12 protein-coding genes are annotated in these 19592 nt (G+C 54.8%); 4 read left to right on the top strand and 8 right to left on the bottom strand.

Going from position 1 to position 19592, the window contains the following annotated elements:
• Together B2310_RS01200 and thiC are read left to right on the top strand one after the other, a co-directional pair.
• A partial coding sequence (locus B2310_RS01200) for a dihydroxy-acid dehydratase (protein WP_290728094.1) occupies window positions 1–391 on the top strand: 391 nt, incomplete at its 5' end.
• Between the two features lie 37 nt (window positions 392–428).
• A complete protein-coding gene (gene thiC / locus B2310_RS01205; RefSeq protein WP_290728096.1) occupies window positions 429–2117 on the top strand; it encodes a phosphomethylpyrimidine synthase ThiC in 1689 nt (562 codons plus the stop codon).
• A gap of 76 nt (window positions 2118–2193) precedes the next feature.
• Here thiC and B2310_RS01210 read toward each other — a convergent pair whose 3' ends face one another.
• On the bottom strand, window positions 2194–3339 hold the full coding sequence (locus tag B2310_RS01210) for a GGDEF domain-containing protein (RefSeq protein WP_290728098.1): 1146 nt from the start codon (window positions 3337–3339) through the stop codon (window positions 2194–2196).
• A gap of 1 nt (window position 3340) precedes the next feature.
• Complete coding sequence (locus B2310_RS01215) at window positions 3341–4120, bottom strand: GGDEF domain-containing protein (RefSeq protein WP_290728100.1); 780 nt, start codon at window positions 4118–4120, stop codon at window positions 3341–3343.
• A gap of 515 nt (window positions 4121–4635) precedes the next feature.
• Here B2310_RS01215 and B2310_RS01220 point away from each other — a divergent pair.
• Complete coding sequence (locus B2310_RS01220; RefSeq protein ID WP_290728102.1) at window positions 4636–6030, top strand: cellulase family glycosylhydrolase; 1395 nt, start codon at window positions 4636–4638, stop codon at window positions 6028–6030.
• An 84-nt stretch (window positions 6031–6114) separates the two neighbouring features.
• On the opposite strand, the gene B2310_RS01225 is transcribed toward B2310_RS01220, so the two are convergent.
• The 6 genes from B2310_RS01225 to B2310_RS01250 all read right to left on the bottom strand — a co-directional run bounded on the left by B2310_RS01225 (window position 6115) and on the right by B2310_RS01250 (window position 17366).
• Window positions 6115–8166 (bottom strand): NAD(+) synthase, encoded by a 2052-nt coding sequence (locus tag B2310_RS01225; protein WP_290728105.1) that lies wholly within the window; start codon window positions 8164–8166, stop codon window positions 6115–6117.
• Between the two features lie 40 nt (window positions 8167–8206).
• Complete coding sequence (locus B2310_RS01230; protein ID WP_290728107.1) at window positions 8207–9571, bottom strand: glutamate synthase subunit beta; 1365 nt, start codon at window positions 9569–9571, stop codon at window positions 8207–8209.
• A gap of 89 nt (window positions 9572–9660) precedes the next feature.
• The gene (gene gltB, locus B2310_RS01235; protein WP_290728109.1) at window positions 9661–14082 is read right to left on the bottom strand and encodes a glutamate synthase large subunit; all 4422 of its coding nucleotides are present in this window, start codon (window positions 14080–14082) and stop codon (window positions 9661–9663) included.
• A 253-nt stretch (window positions 14083–14335) separates the two neighbouring features.
• Window positions 14336–15172 (bottom strand): FISUMP domain-containing protein, encoded by an 837-nt coding sequence (locus B2310_RS01240; RefSeq protein WP_290728111.1) that lies wholly within the window; start codon window positions 15170–15172, stop codon window positions 14336–14338.
• A complete protein-coding gene (locus tag B2310_RS01245; RefSeq protein ID WP_290728112.1) occupies window positions 15169–16494 on the bottom strand; it encodes a hypothetical protein in 1326 nt (441 codons plus the stop codon). Before B2310_RS01245 ends, B2310_RS01240 begins: the two co-directional genes overlap by 4 nt.
• On the bottom strand, window positions 16491–17366 hold the full coding sequence (locus B2310_RS01250; RefSeq protein ID WP_290728114.1) for a hypothetical protein: 876 nt from the start codon (window positions 17364–17366) through the stop codon (window positions 16491–16493). Before B2310_RS01250 ends, B2310_RS01245 begins: the two co-directional genes overlap by 4 nt.
• 66 nt (window positions 17367–17432) lie before the next feature.
• Here B2310_RS01250 and ligA point away from each other — a divergent pair, with 66 nt between their 5' ends.
• Window positions 17433–19592, top strand: a complete 2160-nt coding sequence (gene ligA / locus B2310_RS01255) for an NAD-dependent DNA ligase LigA (protein ID WP_290728116.1) — start codon at window positions 17433–17435, stop codon at window positions 19590–19592.

The following is a 19592-nucleotide window of genomic DNA, read 5'->3' on the forward strand; positions in this document are numbered from 1 at the left end:
CATGCAGGAAATGCTCTACCCGACCAGCTACCTCAAGAGCCGTCACCTCGGCAAGTCCTGCGCCCTCCTTACCGACGGACGCTTCTCCGGCGGTACGAGCGGTCTCTCCATCGGCCACGCTTCTCCGGAAGCCGCCAACAAGGGTAACATCGGCCTCGTGCACACGGGCGACGTCATCGAAATCGACATTCCGAACCGCAGCATCAACGTGCAGCTCACCGACGAAGAGCTGGCCGCCCGCCGCAAGGAAATGGAAGCCCGCGGTGCCAAGGCATGGCAGCCTGAGAATAGAGACCGCGTCGTGTCCAAGGCTCTGCAGGCATACGCCGCCATGGCATCGTCTGCCGACAAGGGTGCCGTGCGCGATTTGTCTCTGATTGGCGTGAAGTAAGAAAAGGAAAGTAATGGATTCTCTCCTTAAACCTTTTATGAATTCCCGCAAGGTGTATGTTCCGGGAAAAATGTACCCGGACATCCGCGTGGGAATGCGCGAAATTTTGACCGAGGACCCCGAAACGCCGGTGGTTCCCGTGTACGACACGAGCGGCCCTTACAGCGATGTAGACGCCAAGCTCGACGTGACGAAGGGCATCGAGCGTTTCCGTGAATCGTGGATTATGGAACGTGGCGACGCCGAACAGCTGGACGACATGACGTCCGCTTATGGCCGCGCCCGCCGCGCAAACCACGAACTCGACCACCTGCGCTTTAATGCGGAACACCACCCGCTCCGCGCGAAGGCCGGGCACCACCTGACGCAGCTCGACTATGCCCGCAAGGGAATCGTCACCAAGGAAATGGAATACGTGGCCATCCGCGAAAACCAGCGCCTTGACGAACTCATGGCCCAGGGCAAAATCAAGATTGAAGGCTCTCCCATTACACCGGAATTCGTGCGCGACGAAATCGCCGCGGGCCGTGCAATTCTGCCGGGGAACATCAACCACCCGGAATGCGAACCGATGATTATCGGCAACCGCTTCCTCACGAAAATCAACAGCAACATCGGCAACTCCGCCATCACCTCTTCTATCGAAGAAGAAGTCGAAAAGATGGCCTGGTCCGTGCGCTGGGGCGCCGACACCGTGATGGATCTTTCCACCGGAAAGCACATCCACGAGACGCGCGAATGGATTATCCGCAACAGTCCCGTCCCTATCGGCACGGTGCCTATCTACCAGGCGCTCGAGAAGGTGAACGGCAAGGCCGAAGAACTCACGTGGGAACTGTACCGCGACACGCTCATCGAGCAGGCGGAACAGGGCGTGGACTACTTCACTATCCACGCGGGCCTCTTGCTGGAACACATTCCGCTTACCGCCAAGCGCACCACGGGTATCGTGAGCCGCGGCGGTTCTATTCTTGCCCTCTGGCAGATGCGCCACCACCAGCAGAACTTCTTGTACACGCATTTCCGCGAAATCTGCGAGATTCTCGCCGCTTACGACGTTGCCGTTTCTTTGGGCGATGGTCTGCGTCCGGGAAGCCTAGCCGATGCCAACGACGCGGCCCAGTTCGGTGAACTGGACACGCTCGGCGAACTCACGAAGATTGCCTGGGAATACGGCGTGCAGGTGATTATCGAAGGCCCGGGTCACGTACCCATGCACAAGATTCAGGACAACATGGCCCGCCAGCTCGAAAAGTGCCACGGCGCCCCGTTCTACACGCTCGGCCCCCTCACCACCGATATCGCACCCGGCTACGACCACATTACGTCAGCCATCGGCGCGGCACAAATCGGCTGGTACGGCACCGCCATGCTCTGCTACGTGACGCCCAAGGAACACCTCGGGCTCCCCGACCGCGACGACGTGCGCGCAGGTGTGGTCACCTACAAGCTCGCCGCCCATGCGGCCGACCTTGCAAAGGGCCATTTCGCAGCGCAGTTCCGCGACGACGCCCTTTCGCGCGCCCGCTTCGACTTCCGCTGGAACGACCAGTTCGCGCTATCGCTCGACCCCGAGAAGGCGATGGAATTCCACGACAAGACGCTCCCCGGCAGCCAGGCGAAGGCAAGCCACTTCTGCAGCATGTGCGGGCCTAATTTCTGCAGCATGCGCATCACAAGAGCTGTGCGGAATTTCGTCAAGACCGGCGAAGTGGGCGACGTTTAGACACCCGGGACACTTCACCCTTTTACCCAAAACCCTTAGACATCCGTCAAAGGGTTTTATTTATTCGCAAGAAAGCCTACTCTTCCTTCTTTTGCTTCTTCGCCTTCTTCTCGGCGTAAAGCATCTCGTCGGCTCGGGCGAAAAGGTCGGGAAGCATCTCGCCATTGCCGAGGCATTCGGCATAACCGATGCTCATCGAAAGATTGTAGGGCAGAGATTCAGATTCCAAGGCAAGCGCCTCTCGAATCGGGGCATAGATATCTGCCGGAGTTTCGCGACCACCGAGCGTAGCCACGAGGTTAAACTCATCGCCACCAAAACGGGAGATGAAGCACCCCTTCGGGCCGCACGTCTTTTTCAAAATTTTTGCAACTAAATTAAGAGCTCGGTCACCTTCCATGTGACCAAAATTGTCGTTGATCGACTTGAAATTGTCAATGTCCAGCACAAAGAAGTAGAGTCCCTTGTCCGAAGTTGGCTGTCTGAGCTTAGTATCCAGGAACGCATTCAGCTGGCTCCTGTTGTTGAGCTTTGTTAGCGGATCCGTAGAAATCATGCGCGACTGCGTCGTAAGGAACGCAAGAAGCATGGAAAGCACCATGGCTGATGCCGCCCCCGGAATGTCGGGATAGAGGACCTGCACCAGCACCCCGATTATCGGGAACGCCCCAAAGGACGAAAGGGACAAATAGAGCAACCTGTCTGCGTAATAGCGTTTCATGAAGATGCGACGCCCCGCAACGAGGCTCATCCACACCAAGTACAGGTAACAACAAATGACATAAACAACGAACAGCGGGCCGCGCGTATAGATAGTCCCATTCCCGATGTAGAATACCCATCCTGTCCAGATGCTAACAATCGAGAAGGCGGACCCAACAAAACTCGGAATTGCATACAGAAGAAGCTTTCGACGATTGTTCCAAAAGTCCAGTTCCATCGTGTATCCAACGAACCTCCAGCTCATGAAAATCACCCAGAGGCAGGATACCAGGTAGACGCAGCTGAGTATCGAATTCAAAGCATTGCTCCACCGGAAATCGGTTCCGGCAAGGCATTTCGTTACAAGATTCAGGACGAGAGAAAAGATTACCAGCAAAAAAAGGCGCGAGAGAATATTCCGGTTTGCCAATCGGCTCATGCTGGATCGAAGCGCCAGGAGCATCACCAGCACAACCGCGATGCAGAAGAGGATGATTTCGGCATAACCCATCAGGTACATACTAGCCGGCCTCCCTCGCCGTCTTGGCTTCGTAGAGGGCAGAATCCGCCCTGGCAAACAGTTCCTGCTCGCTTTCGCCCGCATTCCGGAAAGCAAAACCAAAACTCATCGACAACTTAAAGGGGAATCCACTAGACTCCTCGGCAAGCCTTGCCGAAATAGTTTCGCAAAGTGCCTTCGCCGCCGTGTCCGTAGAAAGATTCGCGAAAACGACAAATTCGTCACCGCCAAATCTCGATATAAAATGCCCCCTCGGGCCGCAAACTTCTTTAAGGACATTGGCAACCGCCAAAAGGGCCCGGTCACCTTCTATGTGGCCATAATGGTCGTTGATCTGCTTAAACTTGTCAAGGTCCATCACGAACTGGTAAAGCCGCTTGCCGGGCACCGTCTGTTTGAAACGGGCATCCAAATAGAGGCTCGCCTGGTTACGGTTATTAAGCTTCGTAAGAGGATCGATGGAAATCATCTCCTTCTGGATTTCGACAAAGACCACAATAAGGCCAATCGTCGTTCCCGCACAAATGATGGAGAGACCAGGAAGCTGTATTTGAAGGATTTCGGTCAAAAAAGGGATGACGCCGAGCGCAGACACTGCATAAAGGCGGTTTTTCTTTACCACGTTCTTCTTGCGCTTAACCATGAAAAAGGCCACAAAGAACGATGTCAGGAGGTAGAGGAATACCAGCAGGACATTGATAAAGAGGATGTCGCCGCGATGGTAGCGCCCATCCGCATCGACATTGAAAAACCAGCCCGTCCAAATAGAGGCGACAGACATCGCGACATTGATAAACAGTGGAGAACAATAAAGGATGCGCAGATCGGTCGAACGAATCCTATACTCGGCAAGGAAGAAGGAATACCGACTCCAAAAGAAACACAATATTCCTAGCTGTGAAAAATAGGCCGCATTCACGCACAGGTTTAACGTTCTAGCCCCAGCAAAACCAGCACCGTCCAGCAGGACCCAGAAAACATCCAGGAAAAAGAACAAAAGGCATTGGACGCAGAGATTGAAGAATATCTTCTGCTCAGTCTCATGCATAACCCCAAACTTCATCATAACAATCATGATTACGATTATGATGGAGCAGAGGACATTTATCGTCACGTAAAAAGTCATCACAGACCCAAATAACATTTTAATAATAAAAAGTTTTTATTAAAAAAAACATCTTTTTTTGAGAAATATGCGGAAAATCACTCGTTTTCTTGCGTAAACACCTTTTTTTGGTTTTTTTGGCCCAAATTCTGCAAATGCAGATATATTATAGACAATGTATGGAGGTTTGCATGTCGCATTCTATTTTCACATCCCTCGCCCTGGTCTCTGCCCTTAGCGCAGCGGCCTTCGCGCAAACAATCACCCCTACCCGCGTGGGGCCTGTAAGCCAGTACGGTCAGCTCGTCACCGGCAAGAACGCGCAGGGCAAGGGCCGTATCTACGGCAGCTGTGATGGCGTGAAGGACGGAGCGGAAGTGCAGGTACGCGGCATGAGCCTTTACTGGAGCATGGTTCCCAAGGCGACCGAATTTTGGACTCCCGAAGGCATATCCACCATGGTTCGCGACATGAACATCCAGATTGTGCGCGCCGCCATGGGAACGACCAGCGACGACTGGTGGGGCTGTCTCGACGGCACGGAAAGCTGCGGCGATGACAAGTCGAAGCACATCACCGGCTACGCAAGCAACCCCGAATTCCAGACGAACATCATGAACACCGTCGTGCAAGCCGCTATCGAAAACGACATCTACGTCATTATCGACTGGCATTCGCACCAGGCCAACGAAGAGGTGAGCAACGCCACCAAGTTCTTTACCGAAATGGCCCAGAAGTGGGGCAAGTACGACCACGTCATCTTTGAACTTTTCAACGAGCCCAAGGACATTTCCTGGAGCACGATTAAGTCTTACGCCGAAAAGATTGTGCCCGTTATCCGTCAGTATTCCGACAACCTGATTCTCGTGGGCAACAGGCAGTACGACCAGAATCCGCAGGAGGCCATCGGCAATACCGTCTCCGGCGAAAACATCGCCTACACCTTCCACTATTACGCCAATTCCCACTGCTGGAGCGGGCAGACGTCCTGGAACACTCCTTGCGAAGGCGCCAACGCACAGCAGGCAATCGATGCCGGTCTTTCCGTATTCGTTTCGGAATGGGGTACCGCCAATGCCGACGGCGGTGGCAACCCGGACCAGAGCCGCAATACAAGCTGGCAAAACTGGATGGACGGGAACCAGCTTTCGTGGGCAAACTGGAGTGCTTCAAAAGTAAGCGAAGGAACCGCCGCCTTTGAAGGTTCTTCCTCCAAAAACTCGCTCCAGTACACCACTTCCGGCAATATGGTCAAGGGCTACCTTGCCTCCAACCCCACAAGCTACACCGCCTGCAAGGCCAATGTTCCCGAAAGCTCTTCCTCCGTTTCGGCCATCTCGTTCGACATGAACAGCGACCGCTTCAACGTGTCCGTCGTAAACCGCACGCTCATGCTTCAGTCGACCGCCAGCGGCGAGACGAGCATCGACGTATTCGACATCCTCGGCAATTCCCGCCTGCAGAAGAAGATGCTGCTCGCATCGGGTATCAACGGGATTGCCCTCGAGACGCTCCCGGCAGGAACCTACCTGGTGCGTGTACGCCAGGGCGCAAACATGAAGCAGGTCCGTTTCCAGGTCCGCTAAGACATTGTTTACACCAAAGAGAGAGAAGTCCCGGAGGCTACGGCCTCCGGGATTTTCTATGCTTTTTAAGCAAGAAGCACCGTATTAAAGCCAGTCAGAAGCGCTCGCGTCGCTGGGCATGCGCCAGTCGGCACGGGGCGACAGCGAGATGGTTCCGACCTTCGGGCCGTCGGGAATGCAACTGCGCTTGAATTGCTGCGTAAAGAAGCGCCTGATAAAGACGGCAAGCGCCTTGCCGATTTCTTCGTCAGTATGCTTGTTTGCAAATGCGTATTTCGCGAGGTAGCGGAGCTTTTCGGGAGAGGCTCCGTATTTCGCAAAGTGGTAAAGGAAAAAGTCGTGCAGTTCGTACGCACCGAGAATGCTCTCCGTCTTTTGAGCAATCTGGCCGTTTGAATCGGCGGGCAAGAGTTCCGGAGAGACGGGCGTATCGAGGATGTCGCGGAGGACTGCGGCAAGTTCTGCGCCTTTTTCGCGGGTTTCAAGATGCACACCGGTTTCGCTCGGGTTGTGAATTGCGCGGTCGGCATACCAGCGCACAATGTGGCGCACCAGCGTCTTGGGAATATCGCAGTTCACCGCATACATGGACATGTGATCGGCGTTGTAGGTACTCCACCCGAGCGCAATTTCGGAGAGGTCTCCCGTGCCGATAACAATTCCGCCTTCGCTGTTCGCGATATCCATCAGAATCTGCGTGCGTTCGCGGGCCTGCACGTTCTCGTAAGTCACGTCGAGCTTTTGCGGGTCGTGCCCGATGTCGGCAAAATGCTGGAGGCATGCCTTCCGGATATCGACGCTGCGGAGTTCCACGCCCAGGAGTTTCGCAAGTTCAACTGCATTGTTCCTGGTGCGATTCGTTGTCCCGAATCCGGGCATCGTGAACGCAAGAATCTCGCAGGCAGGACGGTTCAACAGCATGAACGTTTCCGCAACCACAAGAAGCGCCAGCGTAGAATCGAGGCCGCCACTCAGGCCAATTACCGCACGCTTGCTTCGGGTCGCCTCCAGGCGCTTGGCAAGCCCCGCACACTGTATGTTGAAAATCTCGGTGCAAGATGTATCGCGGGTTTCAGGTGAGCCGGGAACAAAAGGCGTCGGCGAAACATAGCGGTACTGGAGCGTATCGCAACCACGCAGGCAGTCAAGTGTCGCCGCCCGCGCAATAATGGCACGGCTGTCAAAATCCTGGAACGAGCCTTCGCTCAGGCGCTGCATATTCAGTCGTTCCACGTCCACTTCGGCATACACGATTTCGGTTTCCCGCGAGAACGGCTTGCTTTCGGCGAGCATGCTCCCATTTTCTGCAATCATCAGATGGCCACTGAAGACCATGTCCGTCGTAGATTCGTGCACTCCGGCGGAGGCGTACACGTAGGCCGCCATGCAACGCGCCGACTGGTTCATCACCAAGTTCCTGCGGTAGTCGCGCTTGCCTACCAGCGCATCGCTTGCAGAGAGATTCACGATAACGTTCGCGCCCGCAAGAGCAAGTTCCCCGCTGGGTGGCGCCGGCGTCCACAAGTCTTCGCAAAGTTCCACGCCCACGCGGACCTCGGAACCATCGCTACAAGATGCGCAATTCGGATTATTAGATGTACAATTCAGACCGCCAGATGCGCGGCCGCTCACGGTGATGAAATTCGTGATAGGTACTTCGCCTGCGCCTTCTATAAAGCACGTCACAGCGCCCGCGGCACTCCCTGCCGAAGCGCCACATGCCCCGCGCAACAAATCGCGCCCGCTCGAAAAATGCCGTTTCTCGTAGAACTCGCGCTGGTTCGGCAAGTGAATCTTGGGCGTAATCGCCACAACGCGCCCGTGCTGTACAAAGGCGGCGCAGTTATACAGCCTTCCGAATAAGCGCAAAGGCAGGCCAACCGCTATCACGGCGCCGCTTTCTTTTAAGGCGTCCGCAATCCGCACCAACGCGCGGGTGCTGTTCTGCAAAAGCAGTTCCTGGTGGAACAAGTCGCCGCAAGTATAGCCCGTAATGCAAAGTTCCGGGAAAACGACAAAAGCCGCCCCGTTAAAGGCAGCAATTTTCGCGCTCCTGATAATTTCTTCGGTATTGCAGGCGGTATCGGCCACCTTCAACACCGGAGAAACACATGCGAACCGGTAAAATCCAAACATAATTTTGCGCGCAGTTTATATTACGACAAGCTGTAAACCATTACTTCAGCGCCGCGACTTTCGCCTTCGCGTCGGCCATAGCACGCACCACGAGGGAGGCGCCGTTCGCGCAGTCGCCCACCGCATAAATATGTCGGGCAGGGTCAGCGATAATCGCTGTTCGCGGGGTGAGTTGCAGGCCCAGGTCGTTCACGATTCCCTCGGCAGACACACCGGTGAATCCCATGGCGAGCACCACCAGGTCGGTATCGATGACCTCGGTAGAATTCGGGACTTCAGCAGGCTTGAGGGGGCGACCCTGCGGGGACATTTCCCATTCCACGCGAACCGCTTCTACGCCTGCCACGCGACCGTCCTTCACAATGAACTGCTTGGAAGACACATTCCAACGGCGTTCGCCGCCTTCGTGCTGGGCATAGCTCGTGCGCAGCATATACGGCCAATCGGGCCACGGCGTAGACGGGGAACGTTCCTCGGGCGGCTTGGGCATGAATTCCACCTGCAGCACGCTTTCGCAGCCTTCACGAATGGCCTTGCCCACGCAGTCGTTACCCGTATCGCCACCGCCAATCACCAAAACCTTGCGGTCCTTCGCACTGAATTTTTCGGGATTGCTTTCGTCCGGCATTTCGGCACCGTGCAGAAAATCGAGGGCAAGGAAAATTCCTTCGGCTTCACGGCCCGGGATTTTCAAGTCGCGGGCATTGGGTGTTCCAATCGCAAGGAATACTTCGTCAAATTTCTTGTGAATATATTCTGCGGCGATGTCCTTACCGATTTCGGTATTGTAGACAAACGTGATTCCGGCAGCTTCGAGCAAGGCGATGCGGCGGTCGATAATGGACTTGTCCAGTTTCCAGTTCGGAATGCCGTAGCGCAGCAAGCCGCCCGCCTTCTCGTGCTTCTCGTAAACCGTAACCGCATAGCCCTTACGGCGCAAAGCCTCGGCAGCAAAGAGTCCCGAAGGACCGGAACCGATTACGGCAGCAGTCTTCCCGTTGGGTTCAGCCGTCGGAAGCACCACGCGACCTTCCTCGAAGGCAGTCTCGATGATGAACTTCTCAATCTGGCGCACCATCACCGGGTCATTATGCACATTGCCGGTACAGGCGGATTCGCAGAGCGCGGGGCAAACACGGCCCGTAAACTCCGGGAAGAACGCCGTCTTGCTGATGATATCGTAAGCGCGTTCCGCATTCCCTGCAGCAATGGCCGCATTGAATTCGGGAACGAGGTTACCGAGGGGGCATCCCGCACCATGGCAGAACGGAATTCCACAGGTGTGGCAGCGGCCCGCCTGGCCGATGATTTCTATCGAAGTGAGCTTACGTTCGACTTCGTTGTTATCCTTAACACGCTCTTCGACAGGGCGGTAGATGTCTGCGATTCGGTTAGTTTGCTGCATAATAGACTTCCGTATTTAAATCCTTCACACGTCATGGCGGACTTGATCCGCCATCTAGATTCCAGGTCAAGCCCGGAATGACGTACGGCTTATTTATTCCTCGCTTGCAGAGCGTTCCTGTAATCCACCGGGAATATCTTCACGAACTTCGGACGTTCGCTATTCCAGTTCTCAAGAATGCGCTTGCCCTTCTCGCTATCCGTCGCCTGAACGTGCTGGTTGATGATATCGAGCAATTCGCTTTCGCTCTCGGTACCGGGGAGCACGCTTTCGAGGTCGGCAGAATCCACGTTGCAGCTTAGGTCAAAGTGACCCGTCTCGTCGTACACGTAGGCAAAGCCACCCGTCATACCTGCGGCGAAGTTCACGCCCACGCGGCCGAGCACCACTACCCTACCGCCAGTCATGTATTCACAGCCGTGGTCACCCACGCCTTCGCTCACCAGGAGCATACCCGAGTTACGGATACCGAAGCGTTCGCCAGCGAGACCGTTGATGAAGATCTTGCCCGAGGTTCCGCCGTAACCGATGACGTTACCCGCAATCACGTTGTCTTCGGCCTTGAAACTTGCATTGCTAGGCGGGCGCACGATAATCTTACCGCCCGAAAGGCCCTTGCCCATAAAGTCGTTGGCTTCGCCTTCGAGGTCGAGCGTAATACCCGGAGCGAGGAATGCACCGAAGCTCTGGCCCGCGACACCCTGCAGGTGAATCTTGATGGTATCTTCGGGGAGGCCCTTCACACCGAAGTGTTCATCCACCTCGCCGGAAAGTTCCGTACCCACCGTACGGTCAACGTTGTGCACCACCGTGCAAAGTTCCACCGAAGCGCCACTCTTGAGAGTGTCGGCTACGAACGGCAGGAGTTCACGGCGGTCAAAGTTTTCAAGCGGTTCCTTCACGAAGTTCTTGTCGAAGGACTTGATGCCGCCATTGACGGTCTCGAAAATCTTGGAGAAGTCAAGGTTGTGAGCCTTGTAGAAGGCAATCGCCTCGTCGCGCTCCAGGAGGTCGCTACGGCCACAGGCTTCTGCCAACGAGCGCAGGCCAAGGCTTGCAAGGATTTCGCGGACTTCGTCGGCAATGAAGAAGAGGAAGTTTTCCACGTATTCGGGCTTGCCCGCAAAGCGCTTGCGGTATTCTGGATCCTGCGTGGCGATACCCATCGGGCACTGGTTCGTATGGCACTTGCGATCCATCACGCAACCGAGACTTACCAGCAGATTTGTCGCAAAACCGAATTCTTCGGCTCCGAGGAGAGCGGCAACAACAACGTCACGGCCCGTCTTGAGCTGGCCATCCACCTGGAGCTTGATGCGCCCGCGCAGATCGTTGAGCACCAGCGTCTGTTCCGCTTCGGCAATACCGAGTTCCCACGGGAGGCCCGCATGCTTGATGGAAGTAAGCGGAGATGCGCCCGTACCGCCATCGTGACCGGAAATCAGCACCACGTCGGCATGGGCCTTCGCCACACCCGCAGCAATCGTACCCACGCCCACTTCGGATACGAGCTTCACGGAAACGCGGGCCTTCGGGTTGGCATTGCGCAGGTCGTAAATCAACTGCGCCAAGTCTTCGATGGAGTAAATGTCGTGATGCGGCGGCGGAGAAATCAGCGACACGTTCGGGATGCTGTGACGGATACGCGCCACGAACTCGTTCACCTTGTGAGCCGGCAACTGGCCACCTTCACCGGGCTTTGCGCCCTGGGCCATCTTGATTTGCAAATCCTTCGCATGGCGCAGGTAGTCAATGGTCACGCCAAAGCGGCCCGAGGCAACCTGGCGAATCGCAGAACTGCGGATATCGCCGTTTGCAGCCGGAGTATCGCGGTCGGGGTCTTCACCACCTTCACCGCAGTTGCTCATGGCACCGATGCGGTTCATGGCAATGGCAATAGTCTCGTGGGCTTCGGGGCTCAAGGAACCCAGGCTCATGGCACCAGCCACAAAATGTCTCACGATAGATTCGCGAGATTCGACTTCGCCAATATCAATCGGCGTTGCAGCCTTGAACTTGAAGAGCCCGCGCAAAGTCGCCTGACGTTCGGACTGGTCGTTAATCAGCTTGCTATAGACCTTGAACTTCTCGTAATCACCTCCCTGCACCGCCTGGCGGAACGCAGCAAGGGACTGCGGAGTCCACAGGTGCTTCTCGCCTTCCTTGCGGAATGCATACTGGCCGCCAGACTGCAAAACCTTACTTGCATCGGCAAACGCAATCTTCTGACGCTCGCCCACTTCACGGGCAATCTCTTCGAGGCCGATACCTTCGATTCGGCTCGCGGTACCCGGCAAAAACTTCTCGATGAGTTCGTGGTTCAGGCCCACGGCTTCGAAAATCTGGGCGCTGCGGTAGCTGCGGAGCGTGGAGATACCCATCTTCGACATAATCTTCAGCAGGCCCTTATCCACAGCCTTTACATAATTTGCAGCAGCCGTCACCGGGTCCACATCCAGGTCGCCGTTGTGGCACATGTTGGTAATACTTTCAAACGCGAGATACGGGTTGATGACCGTGGCACCGTAACCGAGCAGCAACGCAAAGTGCATCACCTCACGCACTTCGCCGCTCTGCACGATCAGGCCGATTTCGGGGCGAACACCCGCTTCCACCAAGGCTCGGTTCACGCAAGCCGTCGCAAGGAGCGAAGGTATAGGCACGTAGCCCCAGTCAATATTCTTGTCCGAAAGCACGATGATGTCGTAGTTGTCCTGCACAGCGCGCACGGCATCGCCGGCGAGGTTCCGGAGTGCCGCTTCCAGCACGGAACCGTCACCGCCCAGCGGGAACTGCATCTTGAGCACCTTCGCCTTGAACGCCTTGTCGCCGATGTTTTCAAAGCGGCGAATTTCGTCTTCGGTCACAATCGGACGCGGAATCTTGATAAGGTGTGCCTGCTCTGGAGTCTCTTCCAGAATGTTGCCGTGGTTCCCGATGTAGGTCGTAAGGCTCATCACCAGCTCTTCGCGAATCGGGTCGATAGGCGGGTTCGTCACCTGGGCGAACAGTTGCTTGAAGTAGTTGAACAACGGCTGCGGCTTGTCCGAAAGCACGGCCAGCGCGGCATCGTTACCCATGGAGCCAATCGGCTCTGCACCGTTCTTCGCCATGGGCTGCAAGATGATGGAGAGGTCTTCGGCAGAATAGCCGAAGCGCTTCTGCTGTACCAGAATATCTTCGGGAACATCGGACGGATTGATTTCGCTAAAGAGCCCGCGAACGCTCATCTTGTTTTCGGCAACCCAGCGGCGGTAAGGCTTGGCTCTCGCCACCTGCGCCTTCATCTCCGCATTTTTCAAGATGCGGTGATTTTCCAAATCCAGATAAATGATTTCGCCGGGCTTGAGGCGGCCCTTTTCTTCCACCTCGTCATCGCGCAAATCAAGCACGCCCGTCTCGGACGCCATCACGAAAAGACCGTCCTTACACAGAGTGTAACGTGCCGGACGAAGGCCGTTGCGGTCGAGAATCGCACCCGCATTCACGCCATCGCTGAACGCCACGGCGGCAGGGCCATCCCACGGTTCCATGAGCATAGATTCATATTCGAAGAACCCACGCACATCGCGGCCCAGGTAATGTTTTTTACCCCAGGCCTGAGGCATGAGCATCATCATCGCATGCGGAAGGCTACGACCCGCAGCGACGAGGAGCTCAAACATGTTGTCAAGGCTGGCCGAGTCACTCTGCCCCGCCGGAACGAGCGGCAAAAGCTTCTGCAAATCGTCGCCGATAATCTCGCTCTTCAGGTGCGGCTCGCGGGCGCGCAGGCTGTTGAGGTTACCGCGCAGGGTATTGATTTCGCCGTTATGAGCGAGGTAGCGGAACGGATGCGCCAGCGGCCAAGTCGGGAAAGTATTCGTAGAATAACGCTGGTGAACAAGGGCAATCGGGCTCTCGAAATCGAGATCGTTCAAATCCTTGTAGAAGCCCTCAATCTGGCTCGCCAGAAGCAGGCCCTTATAGACAATGCTACGGCGGCTGCAACTGCAAACGTAAAGACCCTTGCAGGCCTTTTCCATCAGGCGGCGAACCACATACAACTTAATATCGAACGCGCCGTCGGATTCAAAAGCGAAACCGTCAAAGAACACCTGGCGGATATGCGGCAACGTCTCGCGGGCAGTGCGGCCGATCTTTTCGGGATTCACCGGAACCTCGCGGAAGTTCAGCACCGGCATACCCTCGGCAGCGGCAATCTCCTTGATCTTCGCGTCAAAGGCATCCGCCGCAAGCGTATTCTCCACAAAGAACATCGCCACACCATAGCGGGCAGGTAATTCCGGGTTCACCTTGCGGAAAAACTTGTGGGGCATCGAAAGCAAGAGACCCGCACCGTCGCCGGTTTCCGGGTCTCCACCAGCTGCACCACGGTGCATGAGCCTCTTCAAAACAGTAATGCCCTGTAGCACAATCTGGTGCGAGGCAACATTATTAATATTGGCGACCAGGCCGACACCGCAGGCGTCGTGTTCGTTGGCCGGATCGTAAAGTGCTTGAGCGTTCATACTCGTCCTTTCCTAAATTTGCGAATCATTCTCAAATCCGCGCATTATTCCTATTTTTGCGAAAAGGCTTTGCAAAAACCGTGCCAAATTGCGGCACAACCCGCCAATTATTGAAAAAGCGGAAATAAAATGTAAAATAGAAACCAAATTCTAAAATTCAGTCAAATTTTCAATTTCAAAAAACGTAAAAGAAATAGCGTTTATTACAATTTCCGTAATAAACAAGAAAAAGAGAGAATACCCCCTCGTTTTCCTAGTCATGCACGCAGCGGATATAGGCACGAACAAGTCCCGGCGGTGTTTTGGTTACGAAAGTCGCGCTATCCGAATTGTCAAATAACATAAAGCCCGACAAACCACCATCATGCGGAGCCCAGAACCGGGTTTTCTCCCCTAGCCCCACAAACTGATCATCGTCTTGCAGGTAGCCGCCGGGCAATATATTAAGTTCGAACTGATTTACGCCGTTCCACTCGTCAGAAGATTTCAGATAATAGGACAATCTCTCAAAATCCCAGGATTCTTCCAGCGCAAAGTCCAAATTCTGCCAATCCTGGTAGGTCGCAACATGGTAGCCAGAGGAGCATACGCTCCGTTGCTTCTCCGAATATTCGCACTGCGTGTAATTGCACGAATCCGGCAGGTGCATTGCCTCGGCCCAGGTGTAAAGCCTTCCGTACTCTGCGCAATTCTCCTCATCCATGTCGTAGCAGACCCCCAGAGAATCCGCGCAGTCGGACCTCCAGAAATCGTAGCAATCCGAGACCTCGTTTTTCGCAATCCAGGTGAACCCCATAAAGGACGTGAACTTGTAATCCGCATCACCGTCATGGGCAATATATCCGACGGTATATTGCTGAGAACTAGACGATTCAAGGGAACTCGATGAAGTTCCTTCGGAACTCGACAAGGATTCTTTGGAACTCGACGACTGGGGCACAAAAGAACTCGAGGCAACGCTCGAACTGGAGACCGGTATATCGTATTTTTTATCCCCGCGGATATCCCTGGGCGCAACACCTTCGTCGAGACATGCGGCAAGCATCAAGACGCACAAGGCCAGCAAGAGGAATTTCGCATTCACTCTCATTTCCCCGCCTCCTGCGATTGCATTTCGCTTCGGCAAGGGTACTGTTTCAGCCAAGCGAGAACATTTTCCCTAGAATGTTTTTCGGAACACAATTCCGGATAAACCTTCGGCACGAGGTCTTCGGAATCAAGTGCAAAATTCGAAACGGCCCAATAAGCCACAGAAACTCCAAGGCCAATCATAAGTCCCCCTACACCACTATTGGTAGCCAGAGCCCCAGGCAAGAAGGACAACGTCCCGACCAACAAAGATGGCCAGAAAAGAACCTTGCGTTCCATCTGTTGACAATAATCGAAAGAATCGACGGGCACCCTGTAGGCCGTATTCCCGTAATCCTGCTTGAGCCATACACTCCTGGAACCTTCATCATAGCAGATTCCCTTGGACGTAACCGCAGTCACGGAATCGCTCGGATGTTCCGCAAGCGACATGGTTTTCGAGGAATCCGGAATCCGGAACCACTGACGCTTGATGGTATGCAGCGAATCGATTTTCCCATTTTCATCCCGCAAGCTGTCGGCATATACTGCATCAATTTCCCTCATTTTCTTGGCATTCTTTTTCGCCATCGAACGCATCACGTCGTTTCCGCCGAGTGTCGCCGTGGTGGATGACCAGATATCCAAAGTCAGAGCAAAGCGGTTCCGGTCTTCATCCAAGTCGCGACCGTAGCGGAATTCCAACGAAACCCTGCTGTCGTTCCCAATTTTCTTTGACACATAGAATCCGCCGCCAACTTCCGTGTAAAAGCGGGGCCGCGGAACCGGAATTTTGCAATCAATCGACAAGCAATCATCATCGACATAATAGACTTCGCGGCCGTTCCTGGAAAGGTGTTCCGTAAAACCGATTTTCCAGTTGTCGTTCAACGGAATCTGTTCTATCGCCATTCCGCCGCCGGAATAACGCCACAGCGCACCGCGCTCATCGGATTTTATTGCGGGTATGACAATCGCGTTCATGTTGCTCCAAGCCGTAAGCCCCAAATAGGGAGAGACAAAACCCATCTGCATGAACGGAGAAAATGTCTGGTAACCCAGCCCAAATGTAAAATAGCCCCCGCTAATATAGCTGGCAAGGTTCACGTCGCCCCACCACTCGGCATAGCTGTAATGGCTGTAGGAATTGTTCTCGTGTCTGCCATTTTCCAGGTCGCCCGCATAATATGACAATCCGAAACTTCCGACCGCACCATCTTTCGCATAGCTATCCATATAGGCCGCCGCGGGAGGCGGACGCATCACGGAACTGCAACCAGCAAGACATGCAGCAACCAAAAGGAGCAACAACAGGGCCGCCTTATTTTTCAATCCGACCGTCATAAGAGCAGACTCATTGAAAAAGCCCAATAAATAAGCGGGTTATCGTCCGGACGCGTTCCCATTTCGAAAGAGAATATATACCCCTGATGATTTTTGGTGTTAGACTCTTTTAACAACGGGATGTTTGTATAGCCAACAAAATCGATGCCATAGTAATAAATCCAGTCCTCGACGTGGTAGCCATCCTGAAGGGCCGGATCTATACGACTCCCCGTACGGTAGTCGGTACCGGTATAGACGCGGGAACCGGGATTGATAATGTGCATCTGACGGAGTCCTCCATGGAGTCCAACGCCCAGGCCGTGGTTGTTCATGAACACCATGGTTCCGCCGCCGACATTAAGGCTACCCGTAAGCAAACTCTCATGGACATCGGTCGTCATGGCATTATCTTCGTCATAACCAAAATAACATCCGTATGACAGATCGTACGTCGCCGCCAGATAAAGGGGGCCCAACCACTGAACCACCATGGGATAAAGACCCACTTTCAAAAGGGCAGAATAATAGGCATTCAAAAACAATCCGCCACCAAGACGATGGCCGGCCCAATGTTCCGCACCCGCGGTATTTTTTGTTCTGGGCCATTTGAAATCGACCAGGTTCATTTCGAAGCGGAAGCTCGACCCATCAACCTTGTCACGCGAGTAATGACTTTGCAAATCCTCGCTAGTGCTAACGATATTCCCCGTTATATTACAGTAATCACAAGATCCAATAGAAGTCGAGAACGAAAAGATGCGCGAACTTCCTGGAGCAATTTGCCTTGCCAAAAGCGCCTGCGGTACAAAACTGGGCGAGAGGACGACGTAATCGTCCGCCCATGCGGCAAAAGCGCAAAGAAATACAATCAGCAGGCAAATCTTTCGCATAGTTTGTTTAAAAAATATAATTTTCCCCCATCTTTTTTATATTTAAAACGAAAAGAGACAATAAAAATGGACCAGAAAGAGATTGACCTCACCCGGTATTTCGAGCTGAAAAAACAGCTAGAAGAAGCAAGCCGACTTTACTACAAGGACGGCTACTCCCCCATGAGCGACCAGGATTTCGACTTCGGGCTCAAGGAGATGGAAGCGCTCGAGGCGAAATACCCGGAACTGCGCGGAAAGGATTCACTCACCCAGCGCGTGGGCAGCGACCTCACCAACGACTTCGCGAAGGTCGCGCACGCCGTGCCGATGCTGAGCATCGCAAACGTTTACAGCGCCGAAGAGATGGCGGAATTCGTCAGGGCAGCAGAGGATGGAATCGCAAGTCTGGATTCAGCTCCTCAGGATGACGCGGGGGGCAAGAAGCGCGCTAAATGGATTTGCGAGCGGAAAATCGACGGCGTTTCGCTCTCCATCGTGTACGAGAACGGACGCTTGAAACAGGCGGCTACCCGCGGCGACGGCGCCCAGGGCGACGACGTGACTTTAAATGCGCTTACGATTGCGGACATTCCCGAATACTTTGACGCGAAGAAGCTGAAGATTGACCCGAGCGAAATCCCGCAGGGCACATTCGAGGTACGCGGCGAAGTCTACATGGAGCGCAAAGCTTTCGAACGCCTGAACGAGCAGTTTATCTTGGAAGGCAAGAAAATTTTCCAGAACCCGCGCAACACAGTTTCGGGTTCGCTCAAGCTCAAGAGTGTCGCCGAATGCAAGACGCGCCCGATGCGCTTCTTTGCCTACCACATTCCGCAGAGCAACAACAAGACCCACGAAGAAAACCTGCTGCAGCTCAAGCGCCTCGGATTCCACACCAACGACTACTGGACTGCCGACACCACCGATGAAATCATGAAGATTTCGGAGCAGATTGGAGCGAGCCGCGACAGCCTTCCTTTCGAAATTGACGGCATGGTCGTAAAGCTGAACGACCTTGCCATGCAGCGTGCCCTCGGTACCACAAGCAAGAGCCCGCGCTGGGCCATCGCCTACAAGTTCAAGGCCGAGCGCGCTTACACACCGCTCCTTTCCGTGGAATTCCAGGTGGGCCGCACCGGGGCCGTGACGCCGGTCGCGAACCTTGCACCCGTGCGCCTCGCGGGCACTACCGTCAAGCGCGCCACCCTCCACAACTTCGACGAGGTCTCGCGTCTGGACCTGCATTACGGCGACACCGTCGGCGTCGAGAAGGGCGGCGAAATCATCCCAAAAATCACCGACGTCAAGAAGGAACTCCGCCCTATCGGAGCCGAACCCGTAAAGGCACCCGAAAAATGCCCCGTTTGCGGAGAACCGCTCACCCACATCGACGACGAAGTGATTTTGCGCTGCGAAAACATGCACTGTGCAGCGCAGGTGCAATGCCTGTTCGAACATTTCGTGAGCCGCGAGGCCATGAACATCGAAAACCTCGGCCCCGCCCTCATCGCAAGCCTGATTGCCACGGGCAAAATCAAGCGCATTCCGGACCTGTACCGCCTCACCATCGAAGACCTTGAATCGCAGGAACGCATGGCCAAGAAGAGTGCGAAGAACGTCTACGACGCCATCGCAGCCTCCAAGGAGCGTAGCCTCGAAAACCTGTTGCACGGCCTCGGCATCCGCTTCGTGGGCCGCACCAGCGCCAGGAATCTCGCCAAGCATTTCCGCACGCTCGATAAAATCCGCGCCGCAACCGTCGAAGACCTGCAAAACGTAACGGACGTGGGCGAACGCATCGGGAAATCCGTCTACGACTTCTTCCACACCGAACGCTACCGCAACGAGGTCGAAGAACTCATTGCGCTCGGCTGCCCCACCGAATTCAAGGGCGTCGTGAAGACGCTTTTCCAGGGGCAAACCGCAGTCATCACCGGAACGCTCCCAAGCATGGACCGCGACGAAGCCCGCAAGCTCATCGAAGAAAACGGCGGCAAGGTATCGGGTTCCGTAAGCAAGAAAACGAGCTGGGTCCTCGCGGGCGAAGCCGCCGGATCTAAGCTCACCAAGGCAAACGAACTCGGGATTCCCGTACACGACGAGGCGTGGCTCCTCGCACAAATCGCGAACAGCGATAGCGGCGATAGCGGCGATAGCGGCGAAACCCCCGATTCCGCCAATGTCGAAAAAAATGGTAGCAAAAAGACCGCCGCCGACGCCAACGGTCAATTAAGTTTATTCTAA

The sequence above is a fragment of the Fibrobacter sp. UBA3629 genome, from assembly GCF_002374005.1.
GTDB lineage: Bacteria > Fibrobacterota > Fibrobacteria > Fibrobacterales > Fibrobacteraceae > Fibrobacter.